This window comes from Peribacillus sp. P4_D6, assembly GCF_056401795.1.
Map to the genome: position 1 here is coordinate 1 of NZ_JBFUIQ010000029.1, position 23,552 is coordinate 23,552.

Genomic DNA, 23,552 nt, shown 5'->3' on the forward strand with positions numbered 1-23,552 from the left:
GCGTCTGATTTTCCTTTTGGATCGAAGTCAGATCCKCCTTTCCCGCCGCCGATAGGTTGTCCTGTAAGAGAGTTYTTAAAGATTTGCTCGAAACCAAGGAACTTGATGATGCTAGCATTAACTGTCGGGTGGAAACGTAAACCACCTTTGTATGGTCCAATAGCGCTGTTGAACTGCACGCGGAAACCACGATTCACGTGTATATTCCCAAGGTCATCGATCCAAGGGACACGGAAGGTAATCATTCTTTCCGGTTCCACGAGTCTTTCTAATATCCCATTTTTCATATAGGTTGGATGTTTTGCAAATACTGGAACTAATGAACGGAAAATTTCCTTTACCGCTTGATGGAATTCACTTTCATGAGGATTACGCTCTTTTACTTGTGCGTACACTTTACTTACAAATTCTTTAGCCACTTGTAGATCATCTTTTCGGACTTCTGGTGATGTTATCAATTCTTTTTCACTCCTCTTTTTGTTATATAGGCAGGAAAATCCCCTTGTATTTATATAGACTTGTAAATGATAGTTTCATATAATTTAAAGCCGAAAGAAACAATCTGAATATTAAATAAACATCACATTGAAAAGAAGGCGCTTACATCAGATTCAAGAAAATGAATATTCATTGAAGTTGCATAGCCTAAACATATGACGGAAGCGTGCTCAAGTCTTAAGAGCTTCTTATTTTCTCTTGTTCAGCAACTTCGAATTCTTTTTTGTGAAACATTCCCTCCGATTTGGCTATAACTACTGTAGCCAATGCATTCCCTACCACATTAGTCGCAGTTCGTGCCATATCCATTATGAAATCAACGGCCATAAGTAATGCAATACCTTCCATTGGCAACCCTATCACAACAGAAACACTTGTCAACACAACAATTACTCCTGAAGGAACGGAAGCAACACCCTTTGTGAGTAGCATAAGTAAAAGGATAATGTGAACCTGATCTAATAGCGAGAGTTGAATTTCATAGGCATTAGCTAAAAACAAAATAGCAGGAGCCATGTAGACCATTCCACCATCGAGATTAAATGAATAGCCAAGAGGCAATACAAAAGATACTACTGAATTTTTGACACCGTATCCTTCTAAACGTGCTGTAAGAGGGGCAAATACAGACTCGGAGCTCCGTGTTGTAAAAGCAATTAATAATAAATCTTTTATTTCATTAATTAACTCCCAATACCGAATATTATAGATACGAGCAATTATGGGAAAAATGATTAACAAAACTATAGCTAACCCAGCATAGGTTACTAAAATTAAATCAAGCAAGGTACTTAACTTTTCGAAACCGTAAGTAGCCATACTATAAGCAATAGATCCAAAAACACCAAGTGGAGAGAATTTAATGACATAATCTAAAACTTTAAACATTACTTTAGAAAGGGCCTCAAGAACATCCTCTATAGGTTTGGCTTTTCCCTTTAGGGAACGTAAAGCCAAGCCAAAGAAAACACCAAAGTAGACAATGGCTAATATATTCCCTTCTGAAAAGGCTACAAATATATTAGAAGGTATTATATGAAGAATAAACTCTCTAAAGTCAATTTTATTGGCCTCAAGTCCCTCTAGAGCTTTCATATTTCCCCCTGATAAATCAGCTCCAACTCCAAGGTCCACCATATTAGCAAGCAGTAAGGACATAACGATGATTAAAGTTGTAACAATTTCAAAATAGATAATGGCTTTAAGAGAAAGCCTACCTAGTGATCCGGTTGATTTTATTTGAGCAATCCCTAATATAATTAGGGGGAAAATCAATGGTACAATTGTCATCTTAATCATATGAATAAAAGCATCACCTAAAATTTTTGCTTCTATCCCTATGGTTTTACTTATCGATCCTAAACATAAACCTAATACAAGAGCAATGGAAATCTGGAGCCATAAAGGAATCCTTCTAAGAGCTTGCATTACCTATCCCCTTTCAATAGTAAGGTGTGGTGTGKTTTGACTTACACCACCTTAGTAAGTGCCTTTTCTATGCGTCTTAATGCTTCCTCAAGTTCCCCTTCGGACATAGCACATGAAATTCGAATGTTATGCATATAGCTAGAGCCAAATGCTATTCCTGGAGTAACTGCTACATTAGCTTCATCCAGAAGATAATTGGCAAGTTCAATTGAATTGAAGTTGCGAAATTTGATTTCTGGAAAAACATAAAAAGCGCCTTCAGGATGGGGACATATAACACCCGGAATTTGATTAAGATAAGTCACTACTTGATTAATACGTTTATCATATATCCTGCGCATGTGTTCTACTTCTTCTTTCGCTTCCTTAAGAGCTACGACTCCTGCTTTTTGGATAAATGCTGGAGTGCATGTTGCGAGATGCCCTTGTATATTAGAAGCAGCAGGTACAAGTTCATTTGGCAATGCTAAATAACCTAATCTCCATCCAGTCATGGCATGCCCCTTGGAGAAGCTTTGTACTGTAATAGTACGATTTTCAAGTCTAGGTATACTCGCAAGCGAAGTAAATTGATGTGTTCCATAAACCAACTTTTCATAAACTTCATCAGCAATAATAATTAGGTCTTTCTCTATCACAACATCCCTAAGATTATGAAATTCCTCATTAGTTAATACTCTACCAGTTGGGTTATTTGGGTTATTTACAATAATAGCCTTTGTCCGCTCAGTACAAGCAGCATCCAGTAAATCTTTTGTAAGTTTAAAATGATCATTAGGATTTAAATCTACTGAAACTGCATGTCCACCAACCATAGTTATTAACGGTTCAAAGCTTACCCATGCTGGATTGATAACTAATACTTCGTCACCAGGATTTATTATGCTTTTTAACGCAACATATAACGCCGGTTTCCCCCCAGCCGTTACAATAATTTGGGAAGGGTCATAATTGACTCCATTTTCAGTCTTTAACTTATGAGCGATCTCATTACGTAACTCTGGAATTCCATTACTACTTACATAGTGTGTCATCCCTAATTTCATGGCATTTTCTGCTTCTTCAATAATCATATTTGGCGTATTAAAGTCTGGATCTCCTCCAGCCAAATTAATAATATCGTGACCTTCTTGTTTAAGAAGCGTAACTTTATTTAAAATTGAAAGAGTTTTTGACTCAGGCAATGCTTGTAGCATAGTAGCACTTTGCAAATTCATACATCTCCTCATATTTATCAGGATAAATTTTTATGTGGTATTATCGGTATTGACCTTAATATCACTGCTTTTTAATCTAACTTCTGGCTGACATTCTATTTCAACCTAAGTATGGTTTCGTTTATAAGCATTGCATCCTAATGATCTACTATGAAAATGAAAAATCCTTTGTTATTCTTAGATGGACTTTAACATACCCCCATCAACTAAGAAGGAACTTCCTGTCATATATGTGCTTGCATCTGATACCAAGAATGTCACCACATTGGCAAACTCTTCTGGAGTTCCATAACGCTTCAGCAGGATCGTTTCTTGTGATGCTTTTGCCACTTCTTCACGTGTAGTCCCAAGCTTATCTGCTTTGATTTGATCCAGGAATGCTACTCTGTCTGTTGCAATTCTACCCGGTGCAACCGTGTTAATCAGTATATTAAATGGAGCTAATTCCTCAGCTAGAGTTTTAGTTAATCCTACAATTCCTAACCGAAAGGTATTAGATAGTATAAGTCCCGGTATAGGTTGCCTAATTGATGAAGAAGCTAGGTTGATAATGCGTCCTCCTTGTTTCTTGAGATGAGGTAAAGCTTCACGAATTAAACGGATATAGCTTAACAAATTTAGTTCAAATGCCTTTTCCCAATCTTCATCGGAGAATTGTTCAAACTTACCACTAGGAGGTCCTCCTGCGTTATTAATTAAAATATCGATTCCATCAAATGTCTCTGCCGTTTTCCTAACTAACAATCGGATATCATCTACATTTGTAATATCAGCCTGACAATATTCAACCCTTCCTTTACCCAAAGAGTGAAGTTCACGCTGTAATTCTTTCAATTTTACGCTGTCCCTGCTTGTTAGCATGACATTTACGCCTTCCTTGACTAGTTGTGTTGCAATAGCCTTTCCGAGTCCTTGGCTTGATGCAACAACAAGGGCAACTTTATTTGTAAGATTCAATTCCATGCGTAGTTACCTCCCCTTTAAGTTTTAAATCTTTTACATGATTAACCAGTTTTTCAAACCCATCAATATGACATTCTACGATGTCCCCGTCACGTATTACGACAGCTCCTGGAGTACCAGTAGAGATGATATCACCAGGTAATAATTTCATAACCTTAGAGTGGAAAGATATTAAATGCCAAGGAAGAAAAGACATGTTAGAAACAATGTTTTTCCGGTGAACCTCTCCGTTAATAACGGTAGAAACATTTAAATTTACTACTTCTTCAACTTCTTCAGGTGTAACCAGGTGAGGACCAAAACTAAAAAATGTATCGAAACTTTTCGATCGAGTCAAATATCTAGGATTTCTCTGTAAAATATCTTCTGCTGTCATATCAATTATGGTAGTAAAACCAGCAATTACATTAGGGGCATCTTCTTCAGACACATCCTTACATTCCTTTCCAATAACAATTCCAAGCTCTGCTTCTGCTGTTGTTCTCTCAGATTGCAAAGGAATTTTGATCGTATCATTGGGACCAATAATGGTAGTATCCGGTTTTAGAAAGCTTGCAGGTTCTGTATTCGGTGCATTTTCGTTTAAATCAGCTGCATGCTCTACATAATTCAAACCAATTCCCCAAATTTTTCTTGGATGACGATATAGAGGTGCATACTCTACTTCTTGAAAAGGAATTAGAATGTCTCCTAGTTCTGCAACTTTTTCTTTACCTTCTGAGTAATACCATTGTTTCATCCCATCTAATTGGTTAGAAGTAATCATTTCAAATAAGTCTGTTGACCATTCCTGATTAAATTTAGTATTTAAATCTTCTATCAACAAAATTCCATCATGAACTACAAGCCCCGCCATTTCTTCTCCGTTACGCTGAATTGTTGCTAATTTCATAGAATATTCCTCCTACTTATTTTTGGATAAGTCAGTATAAATTAATATGGTCTGACCATATTAGTTTATCTATTTTCATAATATAAAGACAATTTGAATTTGTAAAGTATTTTATTTTTTATAAATTTCGTAAATCAACGATTATTATTGATAAATTAGAGATTAATTATATATAGCAAGGGCTTTTCTTTCTAAAATGTAGAAGAAAATATTACTTAAAGTAATTTAAAAGACATAAAAAGCAGCCAAGCAGTTTGTTTGCCTTGGCTGATTTTAAAAATAATTTCAATTATGGTGACATACTAAAAAACGTTATAGAACTTCTTGTAAAACAAAACAAGTCTGATGCTTGTTTCTATACGAAATGAAAAATCAAATAATATTTTGTGAAAAAAAGAAAATATAGTGGTCTTACCTTTTTTTTAAGTAAAACCATCGCAAATAATACCTTCTAATATCAATTCAAAAACTTAAAGCTCTTAAAGCTCATTGTTCCAAATTTTAATTTCGTTTTTTTCGAGATGATCAAGCATAGCTAATCGAGCTTCTACTGCATCCCTTTTCTTCAAGGCGTTAAGAATCCGTTCATGTTCTTGGTGTGCCTCTTCTAAATATGATTTTGATAATCGCTTAGATTGATTCTTACTGACTTTTAATGCTTCTAAAAATGTTGGAGAAATCATATCAAATATGGTTTCATAAATAGAGTTTCCAGAGGAAATAATAATTAAAGAATGAAAGCGATAATCTTCTTCTATCCCAATTCCTCCATTACAATTCACTTCAATTAATTCTAAGTGGGCATTTTCAATTGCTTCTAGTTGCTCTCTAGTAGCTCTTTGGGCTGCTAGGGCAGCAGACTCTACTTCAACTCCCCTACGGAACTCAAGAATTTCTTTTAGCGTTTGTTCTTCCATCATAAGCTTCTGGGTGATGGGTTCAACAAAGGTACTACCATTTATCCCTTTCAATATACTGCCAACACCTGAACGCTTTTCTATAATCCCTTTAGCTACAAGAACACTAAGCGCCTCTCTAATAGCTGTTTTACTTACCTGAAATATTTCTACAAATTCATTTTCAGTAGGGAGCTTATCACCCGGTTTCAAATTTTCTTCATGAATATATTGAATAATTTCAGAGATAATCTCTTCATATAAATTTTTTTTCTTAATATTTTTAAGTACCAACCTTGTCACCTCTTTATACCTTCTAAAGTTAATAAGCTTAAACCATTTTAAAGTATCATTTATAACTAATAATTATTATACTATATAATCATATATAATTTACATAACAGCCAAAGAGAAATGGTATATGTAGGGATTTGTTATCAAATAAGGTTTATATAGAACCAACATAAAAACACTCTGTATTTCACCCTATTCAATTGATTACACCTAAACATGTTTAGTCAGCGATTAATGTTTAATATTCATTTTATTGTTAATTATCTACTATCCAGGAGGTTCATTAAGTGAAAAAAGATAGAAACTATAAAGTTCAACAGCCCCCCAAAATGTATCAACAGGTTATAACTCAACTTGTTGAATATATTGAATACGAGCAACTAACTGAGGGGTCCAAAATTCCTACCGAAAGAAATCTAAGTGAATTATTAGGGGTCAGTCGTTCATCAATCAGGGAAGGTATTAGAAGTCTTGAACTTTTAGGATACCTCGATTCAAGACAGGGAGAGGGAACTTTTGTATCTAATCCACCTCCATTTTTGATTCCACCTCAATTATTAAAACAACAGCTAGACCACATATATCTCCAAAATTACTATGAGGTATTTATTATGTGTTCCAAGCAGATTGTCTCACTATCCCTTTCTCTTGATTTATCAAATAAGGAGCTAACATCAATCCTTAAATTCACAGGTGATTTCTGGTCTGATTTTCCAAAATGGATAGAATACATAGCTACCGGTTTGCAAAATCCATTTTTCTTTTCCTTATGGTTAAATAATTATAACGTATTAGAAGAAAATGATTATTTTTGTACCCTTAATTTAAACATACAATTTAATGTCTTTTTAGACTGTTATTTAGAAAGAAATGAGACAAGATTAGAGGAATTATTTCATGAAATATCCAAGTTGAATAAAACGAACCCAATCTAATATCAAGGAAATAAGATTAACCTGTATTTAAGCCAAACAAGGGATCATAAGTCTATAATGCACTTTTCCAAAAAGAAAAGTAACGTACTTTACGAAACGGATCTAGCTAAAATCAAGTGAATTTTATTTATAATTTATTTGGAATGGTTACATATGAACAGATTTCATGAGGAACCTATGTCCCATTTTCAGGTGGATGCAATCTTTACATCAGAACCATTTTATTGGTTATTGGCTATAGAAGACAATCATCTGATATCATACCCCCTCTTCTCATTCTGAAGAAGGGGTATTGCTTCCCTTTAGTTCCATAAAAAAAAAGGCTCCTCAGCAACCTTCCTTATTGAAGGAAAGCACGTGTTAGTTCAAGAAGAAAAGGAACCTTATTAAAAAATCGCTTGTGGAAGATATACTTCCTAAATATATAATATTATTCTTATTATTTATTTAACTTTTTTAATTCTTTATTAATCTTTTTTAACTCATCAGGCAATTGTTGCAGCTTATAATTGGTTTTTATTGTTGGATCATTATCTACAAAAGAAGCACCTTGATTTTCAATGTTAAATAAAAATTTGTCTTTATATTTTTTATCATTGATATCTCTATAAATAATTACACCTTGGCAAGTATAGTTAGAGCTTAACTCATTATACTGATTTATATTCATTAAAGGAAAGTTTACTGAATCTCCGGGTGGAAGTGCAATTCCCTTTATTTCTTCAAAAAAATTTTCCTTGTTAAACAATATAATTTCCTTACTGTAACTTACATCATCTATTACTGCTACTTCGGTTCCAACATTTTCAACTGTTATCTGAATAAAACCGTATTTTTTATAGTTTGGTCTTATTAAAATGTAAGGTCTCTCTTTATCTTTGTTTGCTTTAAGTACCATAGTTGCTACAAGTCCTGAAATTGTTGCTGATAAAACCGAAAAGGCAGAAATAGATAATGTATATTCTTTTATTATTAATGCATATATTCCAAAAGTTATGCTTAATACAATCAATAGTATATTGATTGTAACTAATAAAATAAACAAAAATTAATCCTCCTTGTATTGAATTCTCAAAGTACTGAAAACGCTTATTAGTTTAAATTTCCTAATGTAGTTATTTCATTATTTTAAACTAAATAATATAAACTACCCACTATCAAAAACAGTCTAAATGTAGATGGAAATCTCTTCTTTGAAAATTTTTTGCTTAGTTTTCTTTTTGAAAAAACCTTCGCTTCAACTATGAGTACGTTTTACTTTTATCGTAATATCACCTTGCTTAAATCTGCCAGAAAAAAAATCAACATTCAAATTCCTCTCCCGTATCCCATCTGGCACCACATTTTGTACATTGTTCCCACCATGTTAATCCGAACATAGATCTACCATAGTATCCAGTTAATTGAGCTTCGGGATCCTTACAAAATGGGCATTTTGAAATAACAGTCTCTTCTACTTTCTGAACTACTTCCGATTGAATTTTTGTCAGTCCATCTGTTGTTCCAACTTCCTCAATAACCTTATTTATAAATTCAGCAATGTTAATTGAGTATTTCATTGAAACTTCTTGAGCCTTAACTAGCAGGTTTTCGTGTAATTCACGTTTGTTTCCAGACTTACAAAAATCGTCAGCATTTTCAGTAAGAAAGTAATTTTCTTTATACTGACTATCTTTAAGATAGCTAGTAATACTCAGAAAAATGATTGCATCCCCCATACTTAGCTTATTTACGTCTTTATTATTTTTTTTACCTTTATCACCAAAGAATGGGGCGATTTTCTCTAATGCCATATTAGCTGCTTTAACTTTTGCTCCGTCTGTTGTTTTAATGATGTCTGCTCTGTAATTAAATAAAAATTCTAAGCAGGTTACTTTTCTATATAGATTTCTTAAAAATATCTTTTCTTCTTGATTAATCATCAAATCCAATTCTGCTGAAAAATGCTCTCCTTTATCTTGGGAAAGTGGAGACAAATAATCCTTTAATTGCATTGCTTCCTTGATTTTCACCCGAATATTTTCTTTTTTCCTTTCAATAACTTTTTCGAGGTTATTATAGAATTCGTTAATTACCTGTTCTGGAAGTACCAGTGCTAAATGATTATTACAGATTAGAAGCTCTAACTTTACGAGAAATTCAAAATAATCATCCTTACTCACTAAATACAAAAGTATATTAGTATCTGGGATTAAAGCCCAAACTTTATCTCGAAAAATTCTTCTTTTTGCAAATCCCTTTTTTATCGAAATAACATTTCCATATTGCATTTCAATTTCCCCTTTTATAATTTTTTTCTATTTAGTAAAGCCCAGGCAATAGACATATCTCATCAAAAACGATCGTAAAGTGTTTTATAATTTAAACGAACGTTAATTGATCATTTTATAGAATAAATATCCGTTCGTAAAAGTTGTACATTTAAAATTTTATATGGGAGGAATCGACTTTTTTCCTTCTTCTTATGCAACTTACGCACCCTTTACTTTAAGTGCAATTTTGCCATGAGAATCAAAAAAGTTGCGAATACATCCTAATTAGAAGAGAAAAAACTTAGATAAACTTTAAATTTTAAAGTTAATACTTAATGTTATCCCTAACTCTTAATATCCTTTTAAAATTTAAAAATCGTAATAATGTGTATAATTAAGAAGCTAAGTTTATTGGAACAGCAATCTTTGAATAGCTCTTCGGAGCAACATGGACATTTTTCATCTAGTGGAAGGGAATAGTTTTGTGAGAAACTCTCTTTAAAATATAAATCATATTTGGAACGTCTGTCTGATTCTTCATTTAAATGTATTAAATTTTCTTTAGACATAACATGACGAACTTTTATAAAATTATTAATAGATTTAAAGAGTTCCTCTTCAATTTTTTTATCATCAGAGTACTTTTTACGTAATTCAGAATATATTCGATCTATAGAGATATTATCAAATAGCGAGATATCTAAATATGATATTGGTATCTCATTGGAAGGCGTCTCAATAAAAAAAGAAATAATTTTGTTCTTTAATTCATCTGGTAATCTATATATACCAGTAACGGAAAGCCCTCTTTGCCAATCAATAAAGTCAGTAGGTTGGTATTCCGCGACTGAAAATTCAAAAAAATCTAAATCTACAATTGGAGAAGCTTCAAATTTTAGAGGTTTTTTATATGAAATTTCTCTTCCTAAAGGATTTTGAATATATACTGCAAATATTGCAGGATTAACGTAATCAAAAGAATCATGAACACCTTTTTTTCCGTAATCAACCATCTCCCCATATTGGAGATTTCTAAAAAACTGATGGATATGTCTAATCAGAATGACTCCATCAACATTCTCAAATCTAGAATCTTGATAAAAAGAGTTATCAGTTAATAAGCCACAATTAGGATTAGCTAATGCGCTAAGTGGTTCGTTTATGTAATCATCCCAAATAATAAATAACAAGCGAAAGTCATCTTTAAAATCGATGTTTTGTTTGTATTGTTCAAATTTCTCTTCAGCACTAACTAAATAATCTTTTACTTTCAAGGATCGAGAATTAACTATTTTTCCAGTTTGGCTTAAAAGCTTATAATCTACTTTATTAAGTTGGGAAGTAATTTGTAATCCTGACTGCCGTTCAGTAGTGAAATCAAATGTGCTTGCTGTTTTAACTTCTATAGCAAAAAAAGTATCATCAACTAATGCTCTAAATTCGGGATTTTTCCCATTGTTTGTTGCTGAAGGTTCTAGTGTAATCGATTTTGGAACAGCAATAGAAACTAATTTTCTTAAAACTATAATTTCTCCAAAAATCTGTATAACCTGTTCAAAATGAGTTTTCTCTATAGAAGCAATCCAATTTATAGTCTTTCTAGCGTAGCCAGGAACAGCGTGTTCTATTTCACTTAAAGCGTTCACAAGATTTTCTATAAATGGGTGTAATCGACCTTTTTGGAGAAATGGAAAAACGTGTACAGAAAATTGAAGTACATGTTTATTTATGTTTGTTTCACACGAATAGTCAGGAATTTTAAGTTTCAAATAAATTATTATGTCATTTCTATTCATTTTTCTTCCTCCTATTTGATAAAATTTGATTATACAGGTTCGAATAATTAATTATAGTATTAATTAAAAAGTAAATATTCCAATCAATACCTCAAGGATTCCAATCACAAGCCATTCCATCATTATCACGATCTAAATCATGAGGGTCTTCCACTGGTCCCCCATTTGCCTCGTAAAACAATTGAGCATCTTCTTGTGTATCAAAATAATCACAGTCTTGATCAATAGAAGTATAGGAATAAGGATTATCAGACACTTCTGAATTCACAGGTTCTGAACCACCAATATTGCCAATTAAAAAGAAACCAACAATCGAAGTTATTATAAAACCACTGATTATCCAACTTATTTTCCCTTCGCTTGGCTTTTTTACCTCATCTGAAGAATTATCAGCTTGTTTATTCCGTCTTCTTTTTAAAATGAACCATATCAGACCCGAAAAAATCACCGTTCCTATTAAAATCGTAGCAGGGAGGTACTTTTGAAATGAATAATAGTAAATGTTTTCACCAAAGGTTCCCCCTCCACCCTCAATATAACCAGCAAAATACCCCTTCTTATATCCTTCCAATTCTTTTTCAATTACATCACTGTTGAAATCATTGTAAAGATAATCTTCTTCTGCTGCTATAAACCCCTCATCATAACCATCATCATATAGCGACTCTTGGTCTATATCAGGTAGTTCTTCCTCTGATTCTGCATCTTCACTTGAATCCATAGAAGAGTCATCTGATGACTCATTAGATACTGCTTCCACTTCCTCACTATCAACTTCACTTTCCGCCTGTGCCCATCCATCCACATATCCTTTTTCATATGAAGTAGAGTCATATAGTTCATCCGTTTCAGCATTATATTCATAATCATCTATGTAGTCTGAATATCCTTGATCATAACCTGCTTGATGGCTGTCTTCATAGCAAACCAATAAGCCCTCTTGGTGCCCATCATCTATCCCTTGCTCGTATCCATCTCCAAACTCTTGCGGTCCTTCCCACCATCGCTCATATTCTTCTTCACACTGGGAAGTGGAACTATATGCTAGTTCGTAACCTCGGTCATATCCATCTTCATAATCACTCACAGAAGATGCGGGAGTCGAATCATGATAATGATACTCTCCGTAATTTAATCCCCAATCTTCACAATTGGTTCGACACGTATGCCCCCCGCTCGAATCCRTATTCCCTGGATGGGCAAAAGTAGTATTAGCCGACACCATCCAAAGAATCATAAATATGTAGAATATTCTTTTACTCATTACAGTCGCCCCTATTGTTTGAGTTAATAGTTCTATTTTATCATTGAGGGCCTCTTACCGATAGGGAAAATTTACTAAAAATTTCCGTCTGTTTATTGATAACTTTTTATGTAATTGTTTTTTCGTCAATCAAATTATCACCCGTCATTAGTTTATCTTACTAAATACAATTAGTATTAAAATTGTACTCGTTCTTCAACTATCTTGCCCCGATAGTTGAAGAAAAAAAAGCTGCCTTAAAGGCAGCTTTGATCGTCAGCTAGTCAATTGATCTTAAGCTCTAAATTCTCACTCAAATCGTTCATCCACTTATCACCCAAAACTTAAATTTCGCTTAGACTTTTCTCTTTAAAAAGTCAATCATTTATATAGTCTCCAATCCCTTACTAAATAAGGAATTCAAGCTCTTTTTTAAAGTTAAGATTTTGTTTGACCATCATTATCCACATAAAATGATTAGCTTCATGATCATCTTCACCTAATCCGTTACAAAATATCTTTCCCCTATCATTATACCTTAATTATCACAATCGGCTAGATATGACTTCGTTTTTACCGTATCGATAGTAGAAAGCATGAAATGATTGCTTTACTTTGGTGTAGAGTGAGGTTTTCTGGGAGATAAAAAATTCACCTAAATATTAGCAGTCCTTTAGGTGAAAACTTCACATTTGGGTGAATCGGAGTATATACAAATAGTACAATATTAAATGTGTGGTTCAATACTTTTCACTGTTTAGATGTAGAATTTAAAATTTTTGATATTAATAAAAGAAGCTAATAAATTGAATCTACATTAACCAAATATTTGAAAAGAAACAACAATAACCTTAGTTGGATTGAAACACAGTTAATTATGGACCACAATCCATTTTGAAAAGAGAGTGATCAAAAAGGGTTTCAGTATAAAATTTTCATAAAATAGTTTGATTATTTTTTTATTGATCATTATAGATCTAAATCACCCGTTTTCATTAAGAAAAGCGATTCTTATCAAAGAATCGCACCCGATTATTGAATACGGACTACACCCTTTAAAATAAATTAATTAATAAATTCCTCCTTTTTGGAAGGAAGGATTTTAATAATAGAACTGAAGCGAAAAGCGCAATAACACCATTAAAATAAAAAGATGCTTCAGCACCAAATGACTCCCATAGCCACCCTGTAAGCAAGGAAGCCGGAAATAGCCCAATCCCTGTAACCATCGAATAGAAACCGAGTGCTGTTCCTTTAGCTCCAGAAGTTGCAAGGTCAGCTACTAATGCTTTTTCTACACCTTTCGTTAATGCCGAATAAAGACCGTAAAAGATAAATAGTAACACAAGGCTGGTAGTTGAATTTACTGCCCCAAATCCCAGGTAGACTAATCCATAAATGACGTAACCTGCTGTTAAAATTCCTCTTCGCCCAAACCGGTCAGAAAAGGAACCTGATGCATAAGATAAAAGTGAAGCCGTAAGATGAAAAAGCAAATATAATAAGAGAACATTAGCCGTGGAAACCCCTAATTCTGATGCCCTCAATAAAAGAAATGAATTAGATGAATTTATAATAGTAAAAAGAAAAACAACGATTAATAATTTTTTTACGGTCGGATTTAATAGTTTCCAGCTGAGTTTTGACTGAGAGGAATCCAGTTTTTTCTTTTTCGGTTGCGTTTCCTTTTTCTCCTTTACTGCAAAGAGAATTAACCAGCCAATAATGACAGGAATAAATGAATAAAGAAATACTTCACGTATACTATCTGTTCCATTGAATTGAATTATTAAATAGGCAGCACCAATTCCAAGTGCAGCTCCCATCATATCCATCATTGAATGCAATCCGAATGTTCTACCTTGTCTATTTTTTCCACCTGATTCTGAAATGATTGCATCTCTAGGAGCTGTGCGGATGCCTTTACCTGTTCTATCAATTAACTTCCATATAAAAACTCCTACCCAACTGGTTGCAAAAATCAGGAATATTCTTCCTAATCCTGATAATCCATAACCAGTTATCGCTATTCTTTTTCTCTTTTTGATTCGATCTGAATACCTGCCTGAAGAGAATTTCAGTAAGCTAGCTAAACTTTCAGATAATCCATCAATGATTCCGATGATCATAGGTCCCGATGATGCTAGAATAATAGGAATTAAAGGAGTAACCATATATGTACCCATATCCGTAAAAAAGCTGACCAAACTCATTAACCAAACATTACTCATTCAACGATCACCCTTAATATTTAATCTTTTTCACAAATAATATTATAACTTCCGTTTCTATAAATGCAACAGGTGTTACATTTATACTTTGTGATATAATAAATCCATAAAGTGAAATAAAGGAGAACTGACCCAATGCAAGTAATAGGCTGGATGATTTTTTCGTTTAAAATTCCATCGGAACCTTCTTCTATAAGAGTCCGAGTTTGGAGAAACCTTAAAACAATGGGTGTTCACTATTTACAACAGTCTGTTTGTATTTTTCCAACGAATGAAGAACTGATTAATAGGGTTAAAAAATTACAATTGCATATTCAAGAAAATGGTGGTGAAACCTCTTTACTTAAAATAGATAAATTATCATCTTCTTCGGAAAATGAAGTTATTCAATCACTTAATCAAGAACGCATAGAAGAATATAAGGAGTTTCTTAAAGAATCGAAAAAATTTTTAATGGAAATTGATGAGGAAACTAAAGAGGAGAATTTTTCATTTGGAGAAATTGAGGAAAATGAAGCTGCATTAGAACGATTACAAAAATGGGTATTGAAAATACAAAAACGAGATTTTTTCCAATGTGAATTACAACAACAAGCAGTAACCCGAATAGAAGAATGTAAAAGTTCATTAGATAAATTCATGGAAAAAGTATATATGCTTGAAGGGTTAACAAACAAAAAATAGGTACTCTCAATAAAAACCTGACTTTATTACTCTTTACCTGCCCTTTTAGTTCCATTAGATCAGACGGAAAATTCACAATGAACATTAGAGGGACAAGGAAAAATAAATAAGAACTAAGATAAATGTCTTTTTGCATAGTAAGCCCCTTAAAGAAGTTACGTACATTCTTTGGGATCACTCCCTTCACAAAATAATAAGAACATCAGTATACTTATTAAAGGATATTTCCTCTAAATTTAGTGTAGTACCATAAATCGCTAATAGATATTAAGATCAAAGAACTTTGAGTTTCTTTTAGCCAATGCTACTGCTGAGTTACCATCATCGTGATAAAACAAAAATATTTTATATGTTCTTGTAGCTTAAAACACCGTTCAAATAAGTTTGAACGGTGAAGTTTCTATATGAATATTTCATTTCAAGTTCAAGATATATTTAAACAAATATTCAGCGTCTTCTCCAACTCCTTGAATAAGGGCAGAGCCCCTGCTATACTGCCAAGGTAATCCTAGAAAATATAAACCTTCCACTGGCGTAATACCTCTTTGGTACAATGGTTCTCCCTCTTCATCAAGGATTTCTTCTATATCTATCCAACTATAATCAGTTATGAATCCTGTTGACCATATCACATTGTTAACTTGCACTTTACTATTATTCTCAAAAGTAATAGTGTCATTGTTTATCGATATTGTTCTAGGCTTTAATATTACTTTTCCACTCTTTATTAAAGATTTAAGCTCAAATCCGAAAATTGGGTCATTTTGCTTTTTTATATATTGACCAATCTTAGTATTCGAACTTGCTTTATATAATCCTAACTTATCAAACCACCAAAAGATGTTTTTATTCATTACATCTTGAGGCAGAAATTTAATTTTATGACTAATTGATAAATATGTTTCTTTTTCTTTAGATAATTCAACTGCAATTTGTGCCCCAGAATTCCCTCCACCCACTACTATTACAGGTCCTTCTCTTAACTGTTCTGAATTTTTATATTGTGACGAATGAAGCTGTAAAACATTTTCGGAGAGTTTGTTTGAAAACTTTGGAACAACTGGGTTCTGAAATGGTCCTGTTGCTATCACTACACTTTTAGCTATAAATTGACCTTTATCAGTTAAGATTCGAAACCCACCAGAAGCTTTAAATAAACTTTAAACTTCAGTTTTTAGCTGGAAGGCTAAACATTTTAGCATAGGAAGATAAATAGTCGGCTATTTCATTTTTTGTGGGGTAAATGCTCAGATTACCCTCCAATGCTAGTCCTGGAAGAGAACTGTATGATCGTGGAGTGAATAACTTAAGAGAATCATATCTATTTTTCCAAACCTCGCCAATGCCTTTTCCTTTTTCAAGAATCAGGAAGGATACATTTGTTTTTTGTAAGAAATATCCCATTGAAAGTCCAGCTTGACCTGCACCGATAATTATTACGTCATACTTCATTAGTATCACATCCATTTTTGAATTTTAGCTTCGACATGTTAAGTGATCATAGATTATTAATTTCTAACACAATTGATAACCTAAAAGCTTTTGTGAATATTAAAAAAAGGGCAAGTCCATGAAAAATTGCCCTTTGTGTTATTTATTTTTTTTTACAAGAATCATACAAGTGATTATTAACGTAAACGCTATTAAAGCTAAAAATGGGATAGTCATAAAGCCAAGCCAATTTATATATTGGGCATTACAAGGTACACCATTCACACAAGGCTTTATTTCAGCAAAACCAGGAACTTTCTGTATTAAGTAATGGTAGAAAGAAATAAACCATCCAATAATAGCCATTGGCAATACAAATTTCTTAACAGAAAAGTCCTTTTGAAATGTACTAATGCCCAGTATTAGAGCAAGTGGATACATAAGAATCCGTTGGTACCAACATAGTTCACATGGAGTAAATCCCCGTATTTCACTGAAATAAAGACTACCAAGTGTAGCCACCATCGAGACAAGCCACGCTACATAGAAAAAAAGCGGTTTATTATAGCCGTTCACAACTTCTCTCATTATTGATTACCTTCTAACTCTTGTTCAATATGGGTTTTAATTTTTTCATAATCAAAGGGGTCTTCTAGCATAATGCCATTAATTATAATTGTTGGAGTCTGTTGAACTTTAAACTCTTCTACTAATTCTGTGTCTTTATTTACTGCTTCTAGAACTGATTGTTGTTCAATATCAGTTTTTAATTTATCTACATCGATACCAGGAACACCACTAGCTACTTCAAGAATTTTCTCTTGATTAATCCATAAAGCATCATGATTTTGGCTTGGCTGCTCTTTAAAAAGTCCTTTGTGAAAATCCCAATATGCATCAGGGAAATTTTTCAACACGGATTCTGCTGCTATTGACCCTAACTTTGATTCCTCTCCGTGAAATAATACATTTATATAGGAAAATTTCACCTTCCCAGTGTCAACATACTCCGAAACTAACCGAGGAAATATAGTTTCCCCCCACGCTTTACAAGAAGGACATTTAAAATCACCGAATTCTACAACAGTTACTGGAGCATTGGCTGCACCTAAAATTGGTTGACCTTCAGTAGGAAGCAGTTTTACTTCGCTTTCTACATTTTTTGATTCGGAGTTGATTACGACTAATGCAGTCAGGGCACCCAAAATTATAATTGTGAGTATAACTGCCATTTTCATTCCTGAATTCTTACTCTTCATCATATTTCACCTTGTATCATGTATTTAATAAAATTATATGTTATTGAATGCTTACCATTATTGATAAATAAAAAGCTACTACACATAATACACTCATTGTGAAACCTAAAAGGATAGGTGCTCTTTTTATGTATGACAATATTGTTAATCCCAAGAAGGATAAAGCTAACATTACTAACATTACACTGTTAAATTCAAAACGAAGAACTATTACTAAATCGCGTGTTATATTTCCTTGATATAATAGGTCAAATAATGCAGACGATCCTGTTGATGCTATTGTTGTTTCAATATCATGTGGTGGCTCTTGTTGCCCTAATACAGCAGTAGCAGAGAAAATTAGAAATACAATTAAACTTTCAGCTTTCGTCCAAGGCCTTGGATTAAAATTATCATTATTTTTTATATTTTTTCTTATCAAAATGCTATTAATAAAGACATAAGCCAATAAAGGAATTATGAGCAGATGTTTAATTAAAAGTGCTTGTCCATAAGGTAGAATCCAAGAATTTGCATAGTCTTTATAATCGATCACTACATTCATTAAAAAAAGTCCTGATATAACAGTCATAAAGAAACAAATTAATGCAACGGGCGTAAACCACCTTAAAAATCTAATCCAATTTAAGTGATTTTTTGAGGCCCAACTAACCACGAATAAAATACCTACCCAAATGGTTACAGCAAGAAAATGAATAGTGTGTACAACGAATCCTTTCCATTGCTCAATAGAACTAGCATGACTAGACCAACCTAGTGCAAGAATTAATATGAACGTAATGACAATACCAATGTATGCATATAGTGGATTCTTTCGATAATCAAACCAAACTATATAAATAAATAATAGATTTGAGAGTAAATATGTAAAAATCCAGGCTTTTCCCACTTCAAATGTAAAAAGTACCGATTTTAGTGTTTGCTCAAACCCAATGTCCTGATAAAGATATAAAATCACTTGTAAAACGGGTATAAATGAAAAGATTCCTATACCGGCTGTAGCTATCATTAAAACACCTTTAGGGACGTTAATATCTGGTCTATAGGTATTTGGTACAAGCTGTAGAATGAAACTACCAATTAATAGAGAAAAACAAAGATATAATAACGGCTCACTGATGATTCCGATCATAAACATTTTTTATTTCTTCCTCCTCCATAGCCATAGGAAACTCCCAGCAACTACGACAAATAAAACAACTGAAATGGAAGGGATTATATAAGAAGGCACGTTACTTTGTTGTACTTCCTGCTTTGGTTTTTTTATCTTGTTTTCTTGAATATCTTCTTGTTTTCGTTCTTCTTCTGTTTCACTCTTGCTTTCAACGGTGGCTTTATCATTAGGTACATCTACTGAAAAAGAAAACGTACCTTCTATCGGGTGTCCATCTGCACCAATGATCTCCCAGTCCACTTTATAATTTCCATTCTTTAAAGGTTGAAGGAAATTAGCCCACATCTCCTCCTCCTCGATCACAAAGTTTCCTAGTTTAACATGTTCACCRTTTGAGTTCGAAACACTAATTCTACTGTTCTGTTCAACTTTTGTCGCAAAAATTAAAGTTAACTCCTGAATGGGTTCTGTTATTACTTCACCATCTTTAGGTGTTGAGTCTTCCAGAGAAGTGTGTGCTAGTGCTTGCTTTGAAAATAAAATGAAAAGTAATAATAATAAAGGTACTTTTTTTGTCATTCCAGATACTCCTTTTACAAATTTTTTTCATCAAATTTGACACACATATTAGCCATTGCTAATATGATGATAACAAAACACATTAGTTCTGTCTAATATGTTAGGAGGTAAATATATGCAAAATACGGATATAGATATGAAGGTTAAACTAATTCATGGATTTTCTAATAAAACAAGGATACAAATCCTCGAAAGTATAAAAAGTCAGGAAAAAACTGTGTCTCAAATTGTAGAAGAAATTAAGGGGAACCAGTCTAATATTTCACAACACCTTGCTTGCTTAAAGGGCTGTGGAATTATTGTCGGAAGGAATGAAGGAAAATACTGCTATTACAGTTTACGGAATCAGCATATACGAGATTTATTAGCAATGTTCGATGTAGTACTGGAAGATGTCCAAAATGATGTTTCATGTTGCGAAAATCATATAGATTAGGAGTGCTTATGATGGCTGACAAATACAGTAATTCTAATAATGATGCTGAAGATACAGAGAATAGGACKGATAGTTGTTGCAGCTCCACCAAGTTAGAAATAAAACAAGAAAACACAAGTTGTTGTGCGAGTAACAAAGATTCAGTAAACAGCCTTAACTCAATACCTATTTTTATACAAACAGAAACTAGTTGTTGTAGCAGTAATACATCAAAGGAAACAGATAAAGAATTAGAGAAAATAAACTGTTGCAGCACTTCCCTTACAAGTGAAAAAAAGCAAGAAACCACTAATTGCTGTAGCAGTAATACAACAATTAAAGAAGATGAAACATTAGTGAAAACAAGCTGTTGTATTAGTAATGAACAACAGACAATCTCGAACTCTCTTCCTTCTGGGGAGAAAATGGCTTACAGAGTTCACGGAATGGATTGTCCGGCTTGTGCAAAAACCATTGAAAAAGGTTTAAGTATATTGAAGGATATCGCTGAGGTAAAGGTTAATTACAACACTGCGAAAATGCAAGTGGCTGCAAGCCACCTTGATGCTTTTATCCCGATTGAAAGTGAAATCAAAAAGCTTGGCTATTCTGTTGAGCCTTTAAACCAAAAAGGGAATATAAAAACGTTCGAAATTGCAGGAATGGACTGTGGTAGTTGTGCTAAGAGTATAGAAAACCATTTGAATACCCTCTCAACCGTTAAATATGTCAGTGTAAATTTCTCTACCGGGAAAATGAAAATTGAACATTCAGATAGTGTTGAAAATATTATTTCTGAGGTTTCTAAAATTGGCTTTAAAGCTTCATTACAGTCAAATAAGAAATCGATACAGACTAACAAAAGTAACGAAAATGGCTTAATAATCTTGTCTGGAATACTAATCGCTCTTGGGTTTATCGGCTCATTTAATGGAATTCCTCCATTGATGTCCACAATGCTATATGTAATTGCAATGGTGATAAGTGGTTATAAGCCCGTTAAGAGTGCATTCTACGCAATAAAAAGTCGTTCATTAGATATGAATGTTTTAATGTCTGCTGCAGCTATTGGAGCTGCGCTAATAGGTGAATGGCTTGAAGGTGCTACTGTTGTATGGTTATTTGCAATCGGTAACTTACTACAAACAAAATCAATTGAACGTACAAGGAATTCAATTCGTAACCTTATGGATTTAGCTCCTCCTGAAGCTTGGGTCAGCGTTGGTTCAGAGATAATTAAAAAACCAGTTGAAGAAATAACAGTTGGTGACATTATCATTGTAAAACCCGGCGATAAGATTCCATTAGACGGTGAAATTATTCAAGGAGAATCAAGCGTCAATCAGGCTCCAATCACCGGAGAGTCCATTCCTGTTGATAAGGAAATTGGTGACACAGTATACGCAGGAACTATAAATGAAAATGGTTCTCTTGAGATTAAGGTGACTAAGTTAGTTGAAGATACCACCATATCAAAAATTATTCACTTGGTTGAAGAAGCACAAGAACAAAAAGCACCAACAGAAGCATTTGTAGATAAATTCGCGAGTATTTATACACCTATTGTATTTATTTTAGCATTGGCAATTATGGTACTGCCTCCAATTCTTGGATTTGGCACTTGGGGAGACTGGTTTTATAAGGGACTCGAATTGCTAGTTGTAGCTTGCCCTTGTGCTTTAGTGATTTCGACTCCTGTTGCGATCGTATCAGCCATTGGGAACGCTGCGAAGAATGGTGTCTTAATTAAAGGTGGTACGTTCTTAGAAAAAGCTGGTGCCATTACTGCCATTGCATTTGATAAAACAGGGACTTTGACTGAAGGAAAGCCAAAAGTCACAGAAATCAAGACTTTACACGTAACAGAAGATGAATTACTTTCAATTGCCTTAACATTAGAAGATTATTCAACACATCCTATAGCCAAAGCAATTGTTGGATATGCCAACGAAAAAGGAATTCAGCCTAAAATTGGCGAGCTATTCAGAAATATCGTTGGAAAAGGTGTTCAAGCGACTATTGAAGGAAATATTTATTACGGTGGTAATTTAAAACTATTTGAAGAAATGAATGTTTCCTTAGATGATGTAAAAAATCATGTTCAAGAGATACAAAATAAAGGAAAAACTGTAGTTATAATCGGGACACAGCATCAAGTAATCGGGATAATTGCAGTTTCTGATACCATCCGTGAAACAACAGCTTCTACTTTAAAAGCATTAAAACAAAGTGGAGTTAACCAAACAGTAATGTTGACCGGGGATAATGAAGGATCTGCAAAAATGATTGCTTCAGAAGCTAATCTTACTCGTTATTTTGCAAATTTATTACCAGAGGATAAAGTAGATGCCATAAAGAAATTACAAAATGAAGGACATAAGGTAGCAATGGTTGGAGATGGTATTAATGATGCCCCAGCACTTGCAACAGCAGATTTAGGTATTGCTATGGGCGGTGCAGGGACTGACACCGCAATGGAGACAGCAGATATTGTTTTAATGGCTGATAACCTTGACAAACTTCCTCATACAATGAAGTTAAGCAGAAAAGCTTTAACTATTATAAAACAAAATATTTGGTTCTCCGTAATTATTAAAGTTATTGCATTAGTCTTAATCTTCCCTGGCTGGCTTACACTTTGGATGGCTGTATTAAGTGATACAGGTGCTGCATTAATTGTTATTTTAAATGCTTTAAGATTGTTAAAAATTAAATAATAGATGTTAATGAGATGTTTCTACAGTTGTAACATCTCATTTTTTTATAAAAAAATTTATTTAATAGCTTTGAAATAAAGATTGATAAAAATGTCTCCCGAACCCCCATATTACCCTTAATAAAAAAGAATCACTTTCTTCTGTTAAGTCTTTAATTTTGTTGTAAGCTTTTTCTGCTTTTGCTACAAAGGCACCGCCTTTGTTATAAAAAAACTGTTAATTACCGAGAGCTAACCAGTATTTTTGGTCTTTTTTTACCCCTTTTAAATAGCAGAATAAATCTTTTTTCAGCAGTCAGTTGCATAGGCTCTACAAATAAACCAAAAGCCTTAAGTGATATCAATTCTGGGCTTATTGCTTGCTGATATTCTGTAACACATCGTATGTGTTTAAGCTAAGAGTTAATTTTCAGCCACGAGCTCTTGTTTTCTTTCCTCTTCATACTTTTCAATATTTTCAATAAGACTTGAAACATCTTGTTTTGCTCTAAATTTATCTTTAATTGTCTGATCCAATATTTTTGTAAGGACGGTAATCTATAATCCTCGTCTTGTTCCCTTATTATAAATTGTAAATAATTTCCAATATGATACATGGAAATTTGATTGAGATGATCTAATAAGCAGCGACCTCCAGGATTAGAACGTAAATATTGAGTTGGATGGCAGGAACTAAACATTTTAAACATTGATTCACCCGTTCTCAGCT

Annotated in this window: 19 protein-coding genes and 1 pseudogene; 4 read left to right on the plus strand and 16 right to left on the minus strand. The window is 33.3% G+C overall.

Features of this window, described 5'->3' with window-relative positions; translation table 11 throughout:
• The 6 genes from AC1DVB_RS11605 to AC1DVB_RS11630 all read right to left on the minus strand — a co-directional run.
• Positions 1-455 (minus strand): Glu/Leu/Phe/Val dehydrogenase dimerization domain-containing protein (locus tag AC1DVB_RS11605; RefSeq protein WP_477589312.1); only part of this gene is annotated, 455 nt, incomplete at its 3' end.
• A 220-nt stretch (positions 456-675) separates the two neighbouring features.
• Positions 676-1,926, minus strand: coding sequence for a dicarboxylate/amino acid:cation symporter (locus AC1DVB_RS11610; protein WP_477589314.1), 1,251 nt, complete (start codon positions 1,924-1,926; stop codon positions 676-678).
• 41 nt (positions 1,927-1,967) lie between these two features.
• Positions 1,968-3,143 (minus strand): pyridoxal phosphate-dependent aminotransferase, encoded by a 1,176-nt coding sequence (locus AC1DVB_RS11615; protein ID WP_239858374.1) that lies wholly within the window; start codon positions 3,141-3,143, stop codon positions 1,968-1,970.
• Positions 3,144-3,320: 177 nt separating this feature from the next.
• Entirely contained in the window at positions 3,321-4,106 is a 786-nt protein-coding gene (locus tag AC1DVB_RS11620) for an SDR family oxidoreductase (RefSeq protein WP_239858376.1), read from the minus strand.
• Positions 4,084-4,998, minus strand: coding sequence for a fumarylacetoacetate hydrolase family protein (locus AC1DVB_RS11625; RefSeq protein ID WP_477589317.1), 915 nt, complete (start codon positions 4,996-4,998; stop codon positions 4,084-4,086). Before AC1DVB_RS11625 ends, AC1DVB_RS11620 begins: the two co-directional genes overlap by 23 nt.
• 479 nt (positions 4,999-5,477) lie before the next feature.
• A complete protein-coding gene (locus tag AC1DVB_RS11630; protein ID WP_477589319.1) occupies positions 5,478-6,197 on the minus strand; it encodes a FadR/GntR family transcriptional regulator in 720 nt (239 codons plus the stop codon).
• 278 nt (positions 6,198-6,475) lie between these two features.
• Here AC1DVB_RS11630 and AC1DVB_RS11635 point away from each other — a divergent pair, with 278 nt between their 5' ends.
• Complete coding sequence (locus tag AC1DVB_RS11635) at positions 6,476-7,123, plus strand: FadR/GntR family transcriptional regulator (RefSeq protein WP_477589321.1); 648 nt, start codon at positions 6,476-6,478, stop codon at positions 7,121-7,123.
• A 439-nt stretch (positions 7,124-7,562) separates the two neighbouring features.
• Here AC1DVB_RS11635 and AC1DVB_RS11640 read toward each other — a convergent pair whose 3' ends face one another.
• The 5 genes from AC1DVB_RS11640 to AC1DVB_RS11660 form a co-directional block, all read right to left on the minus strand.
• Positions 7,563-8,168: a hypothetical protein gene (locus AC1DVB_RS11640; protein ID WP_477589323.1), complete on the minus strand. Its 606-nt coding sequence runs from the start codon at positions 8,166-8,168 to the stop codon at positions 7,563-7,565.
• Positions 8,169-8,424: 256 nt separating this feature from the next.
• Positions 8,425-9,393: a PIN domain-containing protein gene (locus AC1DVB_RS11645; protein WP_477589325.1), complete on the minus strand. Its 969-nt coding sequence runs from the start codon at positions 9,391-9,393 to the stop codon at positions 8,425-8,427.
• Between the two features lie 344 nt (positions 9,394-9,737).
• Positions 9,738-11,171 (minus strand): hypothetical protein, encoded by a 1,434-nt coding sequence (locus AC1DVB_RS11650; RefSeq protein ID WP_477589327.1) that lies wholly within the window; start codon positions 11,169-11,171, stop codon positions 9,738-9,740.
• A 91-nt stretch (positions 11,172-11,262) separates the two neighbouring features.
• Positions 11,263-12,435, minus strand: a complete 1,173-nt coding sequence (locus AC1DVB_RS11655; protein ID WP_477589329.1) for a YHYH domain-containing protein — start codon at positions 12,433-12,435, stop codon at positions 11,263-11,265.
• Positions 12,436-13,469: 1,034 nt separating this feature from the next.
• Positions 13,470-14,645: an MFS transporter gene (locus AC1DVB_RS11660; RefSeq protein WP_477589331.1), complete on the minus strand. Its 1,176-nt coding sequence runs from the start codon at positions 14,643-14,645 to the stop codon at positions 13,470-13,472.
• A gap of 135 nt (positions 14,646-14,780) precedes the next feature.
• Between AC1DVB_RS11660 and AC1DVB_RS11665 the strand changes: the two genes are divergently transcribed.
• Positions 14,781-15,329 carry a Chromate resistance protein ChrB gene (locus AC1DVB_RS11665; protein WP_477589333.1) on the plus strand — a complete coding sequence of 183 codons (549 nt, stop codon included), beginning with the start codon at positions 14,781-14,783 and terminating at the stop codon, positions 15,327-15,329.
• A gap of 413 nt (positions 15,330-15,742) precedes the next feature.
• On the opposite strand, the pseudogene AC1DVB_RS11670 reads toward AC1DVB_RS11665, so the two are convergent.
• From AC1DVB_RS11670 to AC1DVB_RS11690, 5 genes and pseudogenes are all read right to left on the minus strand, one after another.
• A pseudogene (locus AC1DVB_RS11670) lies at positions 15,743-16,781 on the minus strand (flavin-containing monooxygenase).
• 138 nt (positions 16,782-16,919) lie between these two features.
• Complete coding sequence (locus AC1DVB_RS11675; RefSeq protein WP_477589335.1) at positions 16,920-17,348, minus strand: disulfide oxidoreductase; 429 nt, start codon at positions 17,346-17,348, stop codon at positions 16,920-16,922.
• Positions 17,348-18,022 (minus strand): DsbA family protein, encoded by a 675-nt coding sequence (locus AC1DVB_RS11680; protein ID WP_477589337.1) that lies wholly within the window; start codon positions 18,020-18,022, stop codon positions 17,348-17,350. The genes AC1DVB_RS11675 and AC1DVB_RS11680 overlap by 1 nt, the downstream gene beginning before the upstream one ends.
• 37 nt (positions 18,023-18,059) lie before the next feature.
• Positions 18,060-19,157, minus strand: a complete 1,098-nt coding sequence (locus AC1DVB_RS11685) for a copper resistance D family protein (protein ID WP_477589339.1) — start codon at positions 19,155-19,157, stop codon at positions 18,060-18,062.
• Between the two features lie 3 nt (positions 19,158-19,160).
• Complete coding sequence (locus tag AC1DVB_RS11690) at positions 19,161-19,712, minus strand: copper resistance CopC family protein (protein WP_477589341.1); 552 nt, start codon at positions 19,710-19,712, stop codon at positions 19,161-19,163.
• 115 nt (positions 19,713-19,827) lie between these two features.
• Here AC1DVB_RS11690 and AC1DVB_RS11695 point away from each other — a divergent pair, with 115 nt between their 5' ends.
• Positions 19,828-20,148 (plus strand): ArsR/SmtB family transcription factor, encoded by a 321-nt coding sequence (locus AC1DVB_RS11695; protein WP_191930836.1) that lies wholly within the window; start codon positions 19,828-19,830, stop codon positions 20,146-20,148.
• Between the two features lie 11 nt (positions 20,149-20,159).
• Positions 20,160-22,844 carry a heavy metal translocating P-type ATPase gene (locus tag AC1DVB_RS11700; protein ID WP_477589344.1) on the plus strand — a complete coding sequence of 895 codons (2,685 nt, stop codon included), beginning with the start codon at positions 20,160-20,162 and terminating at the stop codon, positions 22,842-22,844.
• The last annotated feature ends 708 nt before the right edge of the window (positions 22,845-23,552 follow it).

Excerpts from the sequence above, each read along its gene's own strand:
- AC1DVB_RS11665 (WP_477589333.1), top strand. The coding sequence starts at position 14,781 with ATGCAAGTAATAGGCTGGATGATTTTTTCGTTTAAAATTCCATCGGAA.
- AC1DVB_RS11680 (WP_477589337.1), bottom strand. The coding sequence starts at position 18,022 with ATGATGAAGAGTAAGAATTCAGGAATGAAAATGGCAGTTATACTCACA.
- AC1DVB_RS11695 (WP_191930836.1), top strand. The coding sequence starts at position 19,828 with ATGCAAAATACGGATATAGATATGAAGGTTAAACTAATTCATGGATTT.
- AC1DVB_RS11620 (WP_239858376.1), bottom strand. The coding sequence starts at position 4,106 with ATGGAATTGAATCTTACAAATAAAGTTGCCCTTGTTGTTGCATCAAGC.
- AC1DVB_RS11610 (WP_477589314.1), bottom strand. The coding sequence starts at position 1,926 with ATGCAAGCTCTTAGAAGGATTCCTTTATGGCTCCAGATTTCCATTGCT.
- AC1DVB_RS11645 (WP_477589325.1), bottom strand. The coding sequence starts at position 9,393 with ATGCAATATGGAAATGTTATTTCGATAAAAAAGGGATTTGCAAAAAGA.
- AC1DVB_RS11675 (WP_477589335.1), bottom strand. The coding sequence starts at position 17,348 with ATGAGAGAAGTTGTGAACGGCTATAATAAACCGCTTTTTTTCTATGTA.
- AC1DVB_RS11660 (WP_477589331.1), bottom strand. The coding sequence starts at position 14,645 with ATGAGTAATGTTTGGTTAATGAGTTTGGTCAGCTTTTTTACGGATATG.
- AC1DVB_RS11650 (WP_477589327.1), bottom strand. The coding sequence starts at position 11,171 with ATGAATAGAAATGACATAATAATTTATTTGAAACTTAAAATTCCTGAC.
- AC1DVB_RS11625 (WP_477589317.1), bottom strand. The coding sequence starts at position 4,998 with ATGAAATTAGCAACAATTCAGCGTAACGGAGAAGAAATGGCGGGGCTT.
- AC1DVB_RS11685 (WP_477589339.1), bottom strand. The coding sequence starts at position 19,157 with ATGTTTATGATCGGAATCATCAGTGAGCCGTTATTATATCTTTGTTTT.
- AC1DVB_RS11615 (WP_239858374.1), bottom strand. The coding sequence starts at position 3,143 with ATGAATTTGCAAAGTGCTACTATGCTACAAGCATTGCCTGAGTCAAAA.